At 50.4% G+C, this 13,752-nt stretch carries 11 protein-coding genes; 4 read left to right on the top strand and 7 right to left on the bottom strand.

The genetic code is table 11. From position 1 onward, the window contains the following. Window positions 1-16: 16 nt before the first annotated feature. The 5 genes from B9Y93_RS11220 to B9Y93_RS11240 are packed head-to-tail and all read right to left on the bottom strand — an operon-like array spanning window position 17 to window position 4,687. Window positions 17-730, bottom strand: coding sequence for a GntR family transcriptional regulator (locus B9Y93_RS11220; RefSeq protein WP_085494487.1), 714 nt, complete (start codon window positions 728-730; stop codon window positions 17-19). 9 nt (window positions 731-739) lie between these two features. After that, a complete protein-coding gene (locus B9Y93_RS11225; RefSeq protein ID WP_085494488.1) occupies window positions 740-1,756 on the bottom strand; it encodes a sugar kinase in 1,017 nt (338 codons plus the stop codon). Beyond that, window positions 1,749-2,504 (bottom strand): 2-dehydro-3-deoxy-phosphogluconate aldolase, encoded by a 756-nt coding sequence (gene dagF, locus B9Y93_RS11230; protein WP_085494489.1) that lies wholly within the window; start codon window positions 2,502-2,504, stop codon window positions 1,749-1,751. The genes B9Y93_RS11225 and dagF overlap by 8 nt, the downstream gene beginning before the upstream one ends. Beyond that, window positions 2,497-3,609, bottom strand: a complete 1,113-nt coding sequence (locus tag B9Y93_RS11235; RefSeq protein WP_085494490.1) for a DgaE family pyridoxal phosphate-dependent ammonia lyase — start codon at window positions 3,607-3,609, stop codon at window positions 2,497-2,499. Before B9Y93_RS11235 ends, dagF begins: the two co-directional genes overlap by 8 nt. After that, complete coding sequence (locus tag B9Y93_RS11240) at window positions 3,587-4,687, bottom strand: amidohydrolase/deacetylase family metallohydrolase (RefSeq protein WP_085494491.1); 1,101 nt, start codon at window positions 4,685-4,687, stop codon at window positions 3,587-3,589. Before B9Y93_RS11240 ends, B9Y93_RS11235 begins: the two co-directional genes overlap by 23 nt. A gap of 291 nt (window positions 4,688-4,978) precedes the next feature. Between B9Y93_RS11240 and B9Y93_RS11245 the strand changes: the two genes are divergently transcribed. After that, window positions 4,979-5,926: a helix-turn-helix transcriptional regulator gene (locus tag B9Y93_RS11245; RefSeq protein ID WP_085494492.1), complete on the top strand. Its 948-nt coding sequence runs from the start codon at window positions 4,979-4,981 to the stop codon at window positions 5,924-5,926. 72 nt (window positions 5,927-5,998) lie between these two features. Continuing rightward, window positions 5,999-6,541: a DinB family protein gene (locus tag B9Y93_RS11250; protein WP_085494493.1), complete on the top strand. Its 543-nt coding sequence runs from the start codon at window positions 5,999-6,001 to the stop codon at window positions 6,539-6,541. A 270-nt stretch (window positions 6,542-6,811) separates the two neighbouring features. Here B9Y93_RS11250 and B9Y93_RS11255 read toward each other — a convergent pair whose 3' ends face one another. Next, window positions 6,812-8,428, bottom strand: a complete 1,617-nt coding sequence (locus tag B9Y93_RS11255) for an ABC-F family ATP-binding cassette domain-containing protein (protein WP_085494494.1) — start codon at window positions 8,426-8,428, stop codon at window positions 6,812-6,814. Window positions 8,429-9,126: 698 nt separating this feature from the next. On the opposite strand from B9Y93_RS11255, the gene rsgA reads away from it, so the two are divergent. Next, entirely contained in the window at window positions 9,127-10,383 is a 1,257-nt protein-coding gene (gene rsgA, locus B9Y93_RS11260) for a ribosome small subunit-dependent GTPase A (RefSeq protein ID WP_244903372.1), read from the top strand. A 303-nt stretch (window positions 10,384-10,686) separates the two neighbouring features. Here rsgA and B9Y93_RS11265 read toward each other — a convergent pair whose 3' ends face one another. Continuing rightward, window positions 10,687-11,823 (bottom strand): MBL fold metallo-hydrolase, encoded by a 1,137-nt coding sequence (locus B9Y93_RS11265; protein ID WP_085494495.1) that lies wholly within the window; start codon window positions 11,821-11,823, stop codon window positions 10,687-10,689. Between the two features lie 677 nt (window positions 11,824-12,500). Between B9Y93_RS11265 and B9Y93_RS11270 the strand changes: the two genes are divergently transcribed. Continuing rightward, window positions 12,501-13,634 carry a virulence factor gene (locus B9Y93_RS11270; RefSeq protein WP_085494496.1) on the top strand — a complete coding sequence of 378 codons (1,134 nt, stop codon included), beginning with the start codon at window positions 12,501-12,503 and terminating at the stop codon, window positions 13,632-13,634. Window positions 13,635-13,752: the final 118 nt, after the last annotated feature.

Genomic DNA, 13,752 nt, shown 5'->3' on the forward strand with positions numbered 1-13,752 from the left:
CTCCGATATGCCGCTGCTAGATGTCGTAATTGACCACATAGCTGTGCATGGCTGTATTATAATAGCCTTCGCTGTATTCAATAAGCTCTCCCGATTCGTCATAAGAGAAGCGGGATCGCTTGAGCAGCAAGGCGCCGTCCTCAACAAGGAGCGCTTCCTGAACCGCTCGCGGCGCAGGCGCCACCGCGAATTCATCACGGTATTTGCCAAGAGAGATGCTGTGCTCCTCCAAGCGCTCGTACAGCGATTGCGAGTCTAGATTGCTTAGATCAAGCGAGGCAAGGCGATTCGTAAAATAATGCGTGTAGTGAATGTATGGCTGGCCATCTAGATCATACATGCGTTCAATGCATAGACAGTGTTCTCCGAACAACTGATGTACGCGAGAACCTCCATCGTTCGTCATGATGTGAGCCTGAATGAGACGCTTGCGAATCTGATGTCCTTCCTCGACCAGCACTTCCGTGAATCGCTTCCACTTCGACAGCTTGGATACAGACGTATTGCGGATAACCTTCGTACCCTTGCCGCTGCTCTTCTCCAGATACCCCTCTTGTACGAGCTCAATGATCGCATTGCGAACCGTAATCTTGCTTACATTGAACTCTTCCTCAAGCTGCGGCTCTGAAGGAATATTTGACCCAAGCGGGTACACCCCATGCAGGATGCGCTCCTTGATAATATTCATGATCTGCACATACAAAGGTCTTTGGTTCCGTGACAATTTCACCTGTTAAGCCTACCTTTCTACATCTCCTACTGCATCCACCATCGCTCGCAGAATATCTCTTTCTGAGGACATCGGCGTGTCGCCAACGATGGTATGGGCAAGCATGCCGGATGCTGCGGCAAACGCTACCGTTTGCTGCGGGGAGAAGCCTTGGAATTCACCATGCATAATGCCGCAGGTATAAGCATCTCCAGCCCCTATTCTATCATAGACGGCGAACGTAAGCAGTTCAGAGTAGCAAAAGGCTTTATCTTTGTATACATAGCCTCGAAGCGAGTGAGTATTATCGCCGTTAATGGAACGATGCGTACCAGCGATGACCGAGATATCATACGCTGCCGCCACCTGCGGAATCAAGTCCTGCAGCTGCTCGGAGCGCTCGGTCTTATTGGTGTCCATCCCCAGAATCAACATCGCATCCTTCTCGTTCATCATGACGATATCCGCAAGCTGCAGCATCTCGACATAATGCGGCTTCGCCTTCGCATAGCCGCCATCCCCCCAATGCGCAGGGCGATAGTTGCAATCGAAGACGACTGTCCCGCCAGCTTCCTTGACTGCTCTCGCTAGAGCCTTCATATGCTGACGGACAAGGTCGTTCATCGCAAGCGTAATGCCGCAGAAGTGCACCACATCGATCTGCTGTGCGATCACTTTATAATCGTATGTCTGTTCTGGTGCAGTATTGAAGCTGCTCTCCTGACGATTGCTGTAGGTAACGCGGCTTGCGCGGGCCCCGAAGCCATTTTCGAGAAAATACATGCCTAAATACTTTCCGCCACGGGTCAGAAAGTTCGGCAGAATGCCGAGCTTGCGCAAGTGCGCTTCTGCCGCATCCCCGATCGGATTATCCGGCAGCCGCGAGATCAAGTATCCTGTGTGGCCAAGGCGAGCCAGCGCCGCACTTACATTCACGCCTGTCCCGGAGAATGAATAGTTCAAATTGCTTGCTTGGCTCAAGAGCTGATAGCCTGGCACTTGCAGACGCATCATGACCTCGCCAAAAGCAGCAATTTTCTTAGGCATGATGATCGACCCACTTCTTCATAACGGCAAGCAAGGTGCGAACATCCTCAACCCTTGTCTTGCCTGTTGCTTTATCAATAATGGAAGAGTATACATGCGGGATGACCTGCGGTACATTCGCTTCAAGCGCAATACGCAGGATCGGTTCGAAGTTATCCAGATCAATGCCGCCTGTAGGCTCAAGCGCAAAGCCTTCCTCGCTGCATGCCTTTGCTACAGCGCGAAGTTCGTCCTCGCATTCCAGCCCATTCATTGGGAAATACTTGAGCGCGTTGCCGCCCATATCGCGAACAAGCGCAATCGCGGTCTTGATCGGAACAATGGCCTTCTCAGGCTGAGCAGCACTGATAGGACCCGTGGAGATATTCACATAACCCACTTGACCTGTCGGAGACACCAAGCTGTTGATCCAGCTGTCCTGCTCTCCCAGATTAGCGCGGGTCGCTCCTACAGCAGGAAACACTTGATTGATATGCGTACCTGGGTAATACTTGGCAATCTCAGCTACGACAGCAGCTTGGCGATTGTCGCCAGCGCCAAGGCCAATAGACACGGCATCCTCAATTTCCGCTCCATATTCCTTCATCGCCTTCACAGCGGCTTGAACCGTTGGATAATCCTTCGACAATACTCCAACGACCACATGACCTTCTGCCGCTTCATAGATTTCCTTTGCATTTTCCACGCTGTTTGCAAGCACATTCAGTGCTGCACGACCTTTATATAAACGCTGTTCCATCTTAGACATGTTGGACTCCTCCTACAAGTTTGCGAATTTGATCTGCGATAACCTCAATATCATCACCCATTAATGGACGCGGGTCGATGTCAAAATAGCCTTGTCTTATGCCATAATCGCGCGTATAGATCGCGATATCTCCGTGCTGCAGCCCATGTACAACTTCTGTGGCTGTCGTCCCTGCCTGTGCCGAATCAATCTGAATGCGCGCGCGGAAGATCGCTCGTCCAGCTTCATCTTGTACGATGGATACCTTCACGCCTTCAACCTCATTAAGCGGCATCAGCGCTTGGAGGGTTTCTTTCTCCTGCTCGCTGCGATCAACCTTCACCATATACTCATCTAAGGCTTGCAGCAGTCCGAATGAGGACTCTTTGCCTACCTTCATACTACGCCCAATGGCGTACAACTGCACCTTCACCCATTCGATATATTGGCGCTTGCCCGCAACGATCCCCGATGTTGGACCCTCAATGGCTTTTGATCCGCTGTAGATGGCAAGATCGGACACCTTCACATATTTCTGAAGATCCTCCTCTGCTGCCGCATCGACGATAAGCGGAATCTGGTTGCGCTGCGCGACTTCCCACGCCTCTTCCACGGAAATCATATTTTTTTGAACCGCATGATGTGATTTGACATATAGAATGGCCGCGGTATGCTCACAGATTGCATCTTCGATATGCGCGGCCTTGCCTTCGTTTGCGTAGCCCACTTCTACGAGCTTCCCTCCGCCCAAGTACACCATGGTTTCGACTGGAGCTCCATATTGAACGTTATGGCCTTTTAGAATAATGATTTCATTCTTTGCAATCGGCTCTTGATGAAGGCGCTCGCTAAGTCTGCGGTTTCCTTGCGTCACGATGCCAGCTACCGACAATGCAATGCCGCTTGAAGCCGAGTTTACAATAACAGCGGCTTCGGAACCAAGAATGTTTGCGATATAATTGCCAGCCTTGTCAACGAGATCTGCAATTTCCACATAGTTCTGACCGCCATGCTTCATCGCGTCCATCACGGTGTCGCTTGGCGCCGATACACCAAGGATACTCATGCGGCCACTGGCATTAATGACACGCTTCAAGCCATACTTAGCATTCAAGGAATTTCCCATTCACAAACACTCCCTTGGTTACAATATGTTGATCTCCCACGCGAACATCACCTTCGGAGTCGATCAGCTCAATCGGTTCCTTCACCACATCGAACAGCGTCAGATTCGCGCGATCCCCGACCTGAATGCGTCCAAGTTCCGGCTTCTTCAGCCATGAGGCTGCATTTGCCGTTACCGCGTCGATTACTTCCTCCAAGGGATATCCCAGATAGAGGAACTTGGACAGCACGTTTGCCATGCTGAACACGGGACCGTTCAAGCGATTGCCGCGGTAAATGTCCGTGCTAATCGTGTGAAGCGGGACATCATACTGCTTCGCTGCTTCCGCTACCTTGAAGGAGAAGCTTGCTGTACCATGTCCAACATCAAGGTGCACACCGCGCGCTACGGCATCCTTCAACACCTGCAAGGGCTCACCCTGCTCGTCAAACAAGTTGTTGGCCTTGCCATTCAGATAGTGGGTGATCACATCATCTTTTTGCAAATAAGGAATGACCTCTTCAATCTGCGGCGGAGCTGATCCGATATGCACCATGATCGGAAGCTTGGTCTCCTCTGATAATTCACGCGCCATTCGCAGAGGCTCAATACCGCTATCCAGCACCACGCTGCGGCTGATTCGAGCTTTTAACCCAACAATAAAATCCTGATACTGCTCGACCGCCTTCAGCACCTGATCTTTATCGATCCAAGACAGATCGGACAGTTCGTCAATGCGCTTAAGTCCAATTCGCGAAATATTCAAGAAAGCATACACATTCGTATCCGCTCGATGCCCGCTTAGCGCAAGATCACCGATTCGATCAGCACCGCAGCTGCCTGCATCCACGATCGTGGCCACACCCTGCTTCACGCCAATCTCATCAATCTCATCCCCATAAGGATCAAACTCAGGAAAAGCATGCACATGCAGATCGATCCATCCGCTGGAGACATACGTCCCTGTATAATCAAGCACCTGCGCGCCCTGCCCTTTTCCCGCCTCGGCAATCTCAACGATCACCCCGTCCTCCAGAACAATATCGATCACTTCTTCATTTACACGCTTTACTTCACGTAATACTATTCGTTCCTTCATGACGTATCACCTTTCCAAGATATCCTCTTGTACACGTACCGATACTACACCCAAACATTATAATGTTTAAAATCATAGTAGCACCGTGCTCGAACACCGTCAATATAACGTTATAATGTTTAAATGATATTTCTGTCGTTTGGCAACAAATTGTCACGAATAGCTCACATGAACTTAGGGCGATTATGGTGGAAGCGGTGTATACAGCTGCCTTTTCCCACGATATCTTGCCGTTTGCTATGGTAGAATAATGGGACTGGACCTACATGTCGAGCAACGGGGGAACAGATCATGAACAAAACGGATCGGCAGCTCGCCATCATGCTTGAGCTGCAGCGTAACAAGATATTGAAAGCAGAAGATTTAGCGTCCTTATTTGAGACTAGCGTGCGCACCATCTATCGAGACATACAAGCTCTAAGTGAAATGGGTGTTCCCATCCTTGGAGCGCCCGGTCAGGGTTATTCCCTGATGGAAGGATATTTCCTTCCTCCGGTCAGATTTAATGCTGATGAGGCCGTCGCCTTGCTGATGGGCTCTGACTTTATCGAACAGCGGTTGGATGGCGATTATGAAAAGACGGCTAGGGCGGCTCGACGCAAGATTGAAGCGATCCTGCCGGAGCCTGTACGCGAAGAGTCGACTCGCATTCAGGAAACGATGCGGCTGCTGCAGACCGGCGAGCCTGCATCCAGTTGGAGGGAAAAGAACAATGTCGCCCTAACGAGGCTGGCAATGATGGAACGTCGGAAATTGCGTATCGCGTATATGAAGCGAATGCCTGAAACAGATGGCAATCGGAAAAGCATCCGGGAGATCGCGCCATACGGATTAGTGTTGGTTCAGAGCAACTGGGTGTTAATTGCTTTTTGCGATTTGCGGCAGGAAATTCGGCATTTCCGATTGTCACGAATAACGGAGCTTACCGTGTTGGAGAATCACTTTCTCATTCCGCCTGAATTCAACCTGAACCATTATCGTCCGCCGGATGACCGTACCGAACGGGTATTGATAAGAGCAAATCCCGAGATTAAGGACAACATTACCGAGACCTGCCATTTCTATATGGAATCGATTGAAGAGAAGAATGGCGTACTGCTCGTTGAATTTCTTGTCCGTCAACCGGAGGAACTGCTCTCTTATATTCTCGGCTGGAGCGCAGATGTAGAAGTGCTGGAACCGAAGTCTTTTCGAGCTCGTATTCGGGAAGAAGCCATAAAAATGTTGAAACGCTACTGACACACTGTTGTCAGCAGCGTTTTGTTATATTGGGACTCTATTCAAGATCAATAATGAGGAGTGGTATGATTCATGAGAAATACAGCGGAAGCATTGCAGGCATTTGAAGAACTCGTAGGATTGTATTTAACAGAACTGGATAATTTCGATAAAGAACAGTTGACAAGAAAAGCGAACGATGAGGAATGGTCGATTGGCCAAATGTATATGCATCTGATTCAATCCGCGCAGTTCATGCATTTGCATAATGTCGATCAATGTCTAGCTGGAGGTGAAGCAGCCGTTGACGCTATGGAGGAAAAAACAGAGATGGGCAGGAAAGTCTTCGAACAAGGAAGCTTTCCGCCTATTCGGATTCAAGTCCCTGCTTCACCGCATTATACCCCAAAACAGCCGGAGAGCAAGGAGCAGCTCATAGAAGGTTTCGGTGATGTGGTGGAGCGGATGAAACGCACCGAAGCCACTCTGTGTAAAAAGACAGCAAGCAAAAAGATTGTTCATCCCGGATTCGGCGCACTAAATGCCAAGGAGTGGTTCCTGCTCATAGAAATGCATTACAGACACCATCTATTGCAGCTTAAACGCCTGAAACATGATGCGGGAATTAACGCTTAAGCAGCGATCACTGAAAGGAGCGAAGCCATGCAAAGTGTCATGGGTCAGCAGCACCGCTATTGGATTGGCGTTGTGTCTTTGCTTCCTGCAAAGTCCACCTTGCGGTGGATTCCCATGCCATCGGGCTAACCCTTCTGCCAAGCCTGAAGCGGACTTTCACACCTAATGATCGCCCACGCTAGGCGCATCGACAAAAAACAAAAAAGAAGCAATCCCCAGCAGCTACGCTAGGAATTGCTTCTTTGTTCGTTGTCATCTGAAGAAGCTTTTTTACGCGTATAGCTCAGCGCGCAGTGCCTTCACTTCATCAGAATCCAAATATTCATCAAATGTCATCATGCGATCAATGATGCCGTTAGGCGTGATCTCAACAATACGGTTCGCAATCGTTTGAACGAACTCATGGTCATGCGATGTAAAGATCATCGTTCCGTCAAAGTCGATCAAGCCGTTGTTGAGCGCGGTAATGGACTCAAGGTCCAAGTGGTTCGTCGGCTCATCAAGCAAGAGCACGTTCGCGCCAGTCATCATCATCTTGGAGAGCATGCAGCGAACCTTTTCGCCCCCGGACAATACGCTTGCTTTCTTCAAGGCTTCCTCTCCGGAGAACAGCATGCGGCCAAGGAATCCACGAAGGAACGTCTCGTCAGGGTCTTTTGAATATTGACGCAGCCATTCCACAAGGGACATGTCGACACCATCGAAATATTCAGAGTTGTCTCTTGGGAAGTACGCCTGGGTTGTCGTTACACCCCAAGTGTAGGAACCTGCATCCGGCTCCAGCTCGCCCATCACAATCTGCATCAGCGTTGACTTCGCAACACCGTTAGGACCTACAAGCGCAACTTTGTCGCCTTTGTTCAAGACAAGATGAAGATTCTCGAATTGCTTCTCGCCATCCACCGTCTTCGTCAAGCCTTCAATGCTAAGCAGCTGCTTGCCTGCTTCACGCTCAGGCTTGAAGTTGATGAATGGATATTTGCGGTTCGAAGGACGAATGTCATCAAGCGTAATCTTGTCGAGCATCTTCTTACGAGATGTCGCTTGCTTGGACTTCGATGCATTCGCGCTAAAGCGCTGAATAAACGCTTGAAGCTCCTTGATCTTCTCTTCTTTCTTCTTGTTCTGGTCTCGCATCATTTGCTGAGCCAGTTGGCTCGATTGATACCAAAAATCATAGTTGCCGGCATAGAGCTGAATCTTGCCGAAGTCAATGTCCGCAATATGCGTACATACTTTGTTCAAGAAGTGACGGTCATGGGATACCACGATAACAGTACCTTCATAATCCATCAAGAAGTTCTCCAGCCAGTTGATGGACTCAAGGTCCAAGTGGTTGGTAGGCTCATCGAGCAGAAGGATGTTCGGGCTTCCGAACAACGCTTGCGCCAGCAAGACACGAACCTTCTCGTTGCCATCGAGCTCTGACATGAGCTTGTCGTGAATATCACGACGAATGCCAAGGCCGATCAAGAGCTCGCCTGCATCTGCTTCAGCTTCCCATCCGTTCAGCTCAGCAAATTCCCCTTCAAGCTCACCTGCGCGCATGCCGTCTTCTTCTGTGAAGTCTGCTTTTGCATAGAGAGCATCTTTTTCTTTCATAATATCGTACAAGCGCTGGTGACCCATAATAACGGTATCCAGCACTTTATGTTCGTCGTAGGCATAATGATCCTGCTTCAACACCGAGAGGCGATCCCCAGGCGTAATGCTCACGTCTCCATTGTTTGGCTCAATCTCCCCTGACAAAATCTTCAAGAAGGTAGATTTGCCCGCTCCGTTCGCGCCAATCAGACCGTAGCAGTTGCCCGGAGTGAACTTGATATTTACATCCTCGAACAGCGCGCGCTTGCCATAGCGGAGCGTGACGCCTGTTGTACTGATCATGGCATTCCCGTCCTTTAACGTTAATAGTTTCAAGGCATTATTATAGCATAGTTATTTGGAGCATGCATATTATAAGTGTTTTTTCCATATACAGTGCCGAAGCGGGCTCGATATAATGAGGGCAAAAGCGTGATAAATACGCACAATTGCTGGAAAAGCAGCATTCAATGCTCAACATGCGAAGCTTATCGTGCAAGGCTTATATTGCGATGGTCCACAGCTAGGCATTCAGCATTCGAATGCATGGACAGGAGCGGATATTGATACAGCAATCGCTGCTCAAGCACAGCTGATGTTTGCCCTTTTCCATAGGCTATGGCAATAAGCTTTAAGCTTATTGAGCTTCGAAGCAGCATTCGCGCTTTTGACAACCTATAAAGAGGAAGCGAGTGATGTGTAATGATCAACACAGGACATACATGCTGGGAGCAGCCGCACCGCGCCTAACTTTGATCAGCAGCCCTTCTTCATTCGAATGAGCGATCTCCAATATGCAATGCCTGAACCCTGCCGCTTGGCATGTTCATTGTTGTCCTGCAGCTCGCGATCTGAAGAAAGGGTCATGTTTTACTTTGCCAGGCATGTTGATGAAGCGGGTTCGGAATGTCTGCTCCCTATCGCAGCTACAGAACGGCTATACCACAAAGAGGATGGCAGTCAAAGCTTATATCATCCTCGGATCAAGGGAGCGATTAGACATGAACCATAATGATCAACCTCAAGTTTACCATTTGGATAAACAGGATAAAGTCGAAGTCGATATAAATGTTATGCCTCAAGCCGAGCAAGAGAATATCCTTGCTCCCCCAGCCGCACAAGGCTTTAGCTTGGAGTCGCTAGGCTGGGATGAGCGCTGGTCCGAAGCATGGACCACGTGGAAAGATGCCTTGCCCGAAGCTGTTGCACGGCGCTTCGGGAACAGCTTGGTACCGGGGCGAGTGGCCTTTGCCCACAAGCACCTGTACCGGGTCATGGGCGAAGGCGGCGAATCACTCGCCGAGCCTTCGGGCCAAGCGAGAGCCGCGATGCTTGAGCCAAGCGACTGGCCGTGCGTAGGCGACTGGGTCGCCATCGCGCCAAGGCCAGATGAAGGGCGCGCCACCATCGTCGGCGTCCTGCCAAGGCGAAGCTTATTCGCGCGCAAGGTAGCGGGCGATCGGCGCGATGCGCAAGTCGTAGCGGCGAATGCCGATGTCGCCCTGCTCGTCACGTCGATGACGCAGGATTTCGAGCCAAGAAGGCTCGAACGCTACGCTGCGCTTGCATACGATAGCGGCGCCACTCCTGTCATCGTGCTGACGAAGGCCGATCAGGTGGCAGATCCAGCCGAACTCGCCACCTTCACAGCCGAAGCGATGAGCGCGGTGCCAGGCTGTGAGGTATACCCCGTCTCCGCCCATACTGGCGAGGGCATGAGTGCGCTTCAAGCACTGCTTGCCCCTGGCATCACCTGTGTGCTGGTCGGCTCATCAGGCGTCGGCAAGTCTACGCTTGCCAATGCGCTAACGGGTACGGCCAGCATGGAGACGCAGGCCACCCGGGAAGATGGCAAGGGCCGACATACCACTACGCATCGGGAGCTGATCCTGCTGCCGAATGGAGCGCTGCTTCTGGATACACCCGGCATGCGCGAGGTAGGCGTTGTCACGCTTGGCGGGAATGACGGCCACGGCTTAAGCCATGCCTTCGAGGATATTGAGAGGCTGGCAGCCTCCTGCCGCTTCCAGGATTGCACGCACCAGCATGAGCCAGGCTGTGCAATCCTTCAGGCCATTATCGATGGCGAGCTTGATGCCAGCAGGCATCGCTCCTATCTGAAGCTGCAGAGGGAGTATGCCTATATGAAACGCAGTGAAGACGAGAAGGCGAGACAGCAGCATCAGCAAGCCAACAAGCAGCGTACAAAAGCCTACAATGCTATGCTGCGGGACCGAAGAAGGCATAAGCCAAAATGATTAATCATCACAATCATCGCACGCCATCCATGGCCGCATGTCCCGCAAATTTTTAATAAGGCGTAAGCACAACACCATTCCTAATTATTTCGAATGAAACTCGATAGGGACTGACTTATAGATAGCAGCCGTTGCTTGGCTCGATTATTTCAAATGAAACGGCCACGCCTTGGCAGCTTGGCTTCATTCAAGCATCGATTGACAAACCAATCATGATGATAAAAAAGACGCTTCCATCCCTCACACAAGAGGAATCGAAGCGTCTTTTTACTATTATTCTGCGCAAAATCCAAACATGCCAGCTCAATCAGGCAGCTTCGTCATATCCAGCGTCTCTCCGATCATAATGAAGCGAATCCGCTCATTCGGAATCTTCCGCCGCTTCTGCTCTGCGATCAACCGCTCAAGCGCTTCCTTCGGCGTATCATCCGCCAGCTTAAATGCCCCATAATGCATCGGCACCATAACACGTGCCTTCACATCCACAAACGCCTGCATCGCCTGCTCAGGATTGACATGCTGTGCGCTCATAAACCACTCAGGCTCGTAGGCACCAATCGGAATAAAGGCCACGTCAATATTGAAACGATCTCCAATAAGCTCAAACCCTCGGAAATAGCCGCTGTCTCCTGCAAAATAAAGCGTCTGCGCTTCCTGGGGCTTCGTCGATTCGTTCAATTCGGTAGATTTAGCAGCGGTACTCGATGAATTCGCTCCACCCTCACGCTTCGCGGCATCAGAACGAATGTTTATCTTCATCGACTCGCGCTTCTGCTTATGCTTCTGCTGCTCCTTAACCCCAGCAGGCTGGCCTTGCTCCTCCTGCTTCAGGCGCTTCTGATAAGCCGCTTCATTCTCTAGAACGTAACCGCCCCAGTGCGAGCGATTCGTATCCGTCAATGTGCGTCGTGTCCAATGCTGTGCAGGAACGAACGTCAGGTGGACATCTCCTATTTTCTTGGATTCCCACCACTCCATATCCATCGTCTTTTTGAAGCCAAGGCGCTTCATTTTATTTTTCAGGCCCTTCGGCACGATGAGGAGCGTATTCGGCTGATACAGCATTCGTAACGACTTCAGGTGCAGATGATCATAATGGGAATGGGAGATCAAAATAACATCAACCGTCGGCATGGCATCAATAGGCAGACCGGGTTCGGTGAGTCGCTTCACCATTGCCATCGATGTTGCCCATACCGGATCCGTTACAATATTTAATCCGCACATCTGCAATAAAAAGGTGGAGTGCCCCACCCACGTATAGGTTGTCTCGGTGCGATTCGCAGCCAAGCGATTCAGGTCTGGCTCCACTCTAGGTACAACAAAGGAATAATCCTTTTGCTTTAAACGTATGTGACGTTCCTTGCGCCAGCGCCGGAATTGCTGCCACGGTTTGGTCGTAGAGACATCATCCATATTGCGGAAAGTTTGTCGTAGCATAGTATTGCGGCACCTCTTCCTTCAAGCATTTCATGGACCAGATGACAACTTGAACAAGCATGAAAATGAGCAAAGAGACGCTCTGCTCCACACCACTCAGCCTTCATGCTGATATAACGCGTAAACGAATATGCAAACGTACCCTCAGTATATCGAGAATCAGCTTGACTTGCCACTCGTTCCTTTGCTCACTTTATGCCAGAAAAGAGAGATGAAAGTCCTATGAAACTGGCCTCCACCCTCTATTACCTTTTTACGGCAAAAATACGGCAAGCGAAACATGTTTGCATGCAACTTGTTCCTATCGGCACGCTCTGTTCGAGGTCACAGGATTTATCAGAAAAAAGGGATTCGGACTCTCGAAGCCATATAGATTTATTTTGATCAAGTGATTGGAACTTTATTACACCTAATCGCATCATATTGGATGAAGCAGTACCCGTTAAGCATCATCCCCGATATCTGCATATGCATCTGAATATCGATCAAAGATAGGGTACACTTGCAGGGAGAGAAGCGCTGTCAAATGAAGCAGTCTGTCCCTCCCCTCCTATATAGGAGCTTGACTTCGCTTACTCCTTCATGAAGGATAGGAATAGAGGGTATTCATTGAGTCCCATCACGGATTGAGGTAGAATGGGAATATCTGATAACGGCATGATTAGGGGGGACCAACTTTGCAATTATTGCGTATTGAACCAACACCAAGTCCGAATTCGATGAAGCTCCACCTTGATACGATGCTTCCTGATGGGGTAAGACGGACCTATACCCGTGAACATATATCGAATGCTCCTGCGCTGATTCAGCAGCTGCTTGATATCGAAGGTGTCAAGAGCATCTTCCATACTGCTGACTTCATTGCATTAGATCGCAAGCCTAACGCTGATTGGGCCAAGATTCTATCTAAAGTACAGGAAGCCTTCGGCTGGTCGAAGGATGCTGCGGCTTCAGATGAGGACGTTCCAACTTACAGCTTCGGCGAAGCTCGAGTATATGTGCAGTACTTCCGAGGCATTCCGATGCAAATAAGGGTTCAGGCGGATGGCATGGAGGAACGGATTAGCTTGTCTGAGCGCTTCACAACTGCCGTTCATGAAGTCGCGAGCGCAACCCTTATCAAGGAGCGCAAGCTAGGAGATTACGGCATCCGTTATGGGGAGCTGAAGGACATCGCTCGCGAGGTCGAAGCTGAGCTTGAGGCCACCTATGATGATCAGCGTCTTCGCTCGCTCGTTGAGCAGGCTATTGCGGCTAAGAGCAAGGACCAGCCGTTTGTGGAGGAGCGCGTTATATGGGATGAAGCAACGCTTAAGGCAATGCTTCAGGAGGCGGATTGGCGCAAGCGATATGCGGCATTAGAGCAAATCACGCCAGACTCAACAAGGCTGCCGCTCTATCAGGAGCTGCTTCAAGACCCGCAAAGCCAGATTCGCAGACAAGTTGTTGTCGATCTAGGCGCGATCGGTACGGCTGAAGTGCTGCCGCTGCTCATTCAAGCACTGAAGGATTCCTCTGTCAGCGTGCGCCGCACAGCCGGCGATACACTGTCTGATATCGGGGAGCCAGCTGCACTCGAGCCGATGATCCAAGCACTGCGCGACACGAACAAGCTTGTTCGTTGGAGAGCAGCCCGCTTCATTTATGAAGTTGGCGATGAAAGTGCCATATCGGCGCTTACGACAGCTCTTCAGGACCCGGAATTCGAAGTTGCGCTGCAAGCAAGAATGGCGCTTGAACGAATCCAATCAGGCGAGGAAGCCGCTGGAACGGTGTGGCAGCAGATGGCCCGTTCCCGCCAAGCGGATTAACGATAGCACAGTATTCTCCGCACGGAGCTATCTATGCTAGATTGAACAGCTTAAGCATATAAGAAAAAGACTGTGCGCAAAAGGGGACTATAAGGACTTCCCTTCATGCACAGTCTTT

This window comes from Paenibacillus aquistagni, from assembly GCF_900177815.1.
In the GTDB taxonomy this organism is placed as follows: domain Bacteria; phylum Bacillota; class Bacilli; order Paenibacillales; family Paenibacillaceae; genus Paenibacillus_B; species Paenibacillus_B aquistagni.

Bases quoted from the DNA above. Each gene is read 5' to 3' on its own strand.
- B9Y93_RS11225 (WP_085494488.1), bottom strand. From the start codon at position 1,756: ATGCCTAAGAAAATTGCTGCTTTTGGCGAGGTCATGATGCGTCTGCAA.
- dagF (WP_085494489.1), bottom strand. From the start codon at position 2,504: ATGTCTAAGATGGAACAGCGTTTATATAAAGGTCGTGCAGCACTGAAT.
- B9Y93_RS11235 (WP_085494490.1), bottom strand. From the start codon at position 3,609: ATGGGAAATTCCTTGAATGCTAAGTATGGCTTGAAGCGTGTCATTAAT.
- B9Y93_RS11240 (WP_085494491.1), bottom strand. From the start codon at position 4,687: ATGAAGGAACGAATAGTATTACGTGAAGTAAAGCGTGTAAATGAAGAA.
- B9Y93_RS11245 (WP_085494492.1), top strand. From the start codon at position 4,979: ATGAACAAAACGGATCGGCAGCTCGCCATCATGCTTGAGCTGCAGCGT.
- B9Y93_RS11250 (WP_085494493.1), top strand. From the start codon at position 5,999: ATGAGAAATACAGCGGAAGCATTGCAGGCATTTGAAGAACTCGTAGGA.
- B9Y93_RS11255 (WP_085494494.1), bottom strand. From the start codon at position 8,428: ATGATCAGTACAACAGGCGTCACGCTCCGCTATGGCAAGCGCGCGCTG.
- rsgA (WP_244903372.1), top strand. From the start codon at position 9,127: ATGAACCATAATGATCAACCTCAAGTTTACCATTTGGATAAACAGGAT.
- B9Y93_RS11265 (WP_085494495.1), bottom strand. From the start codon at position 11,823: ATGCTACGACAAACTTTCCGCAATATGGATGATGTCTCTACGACCAAA.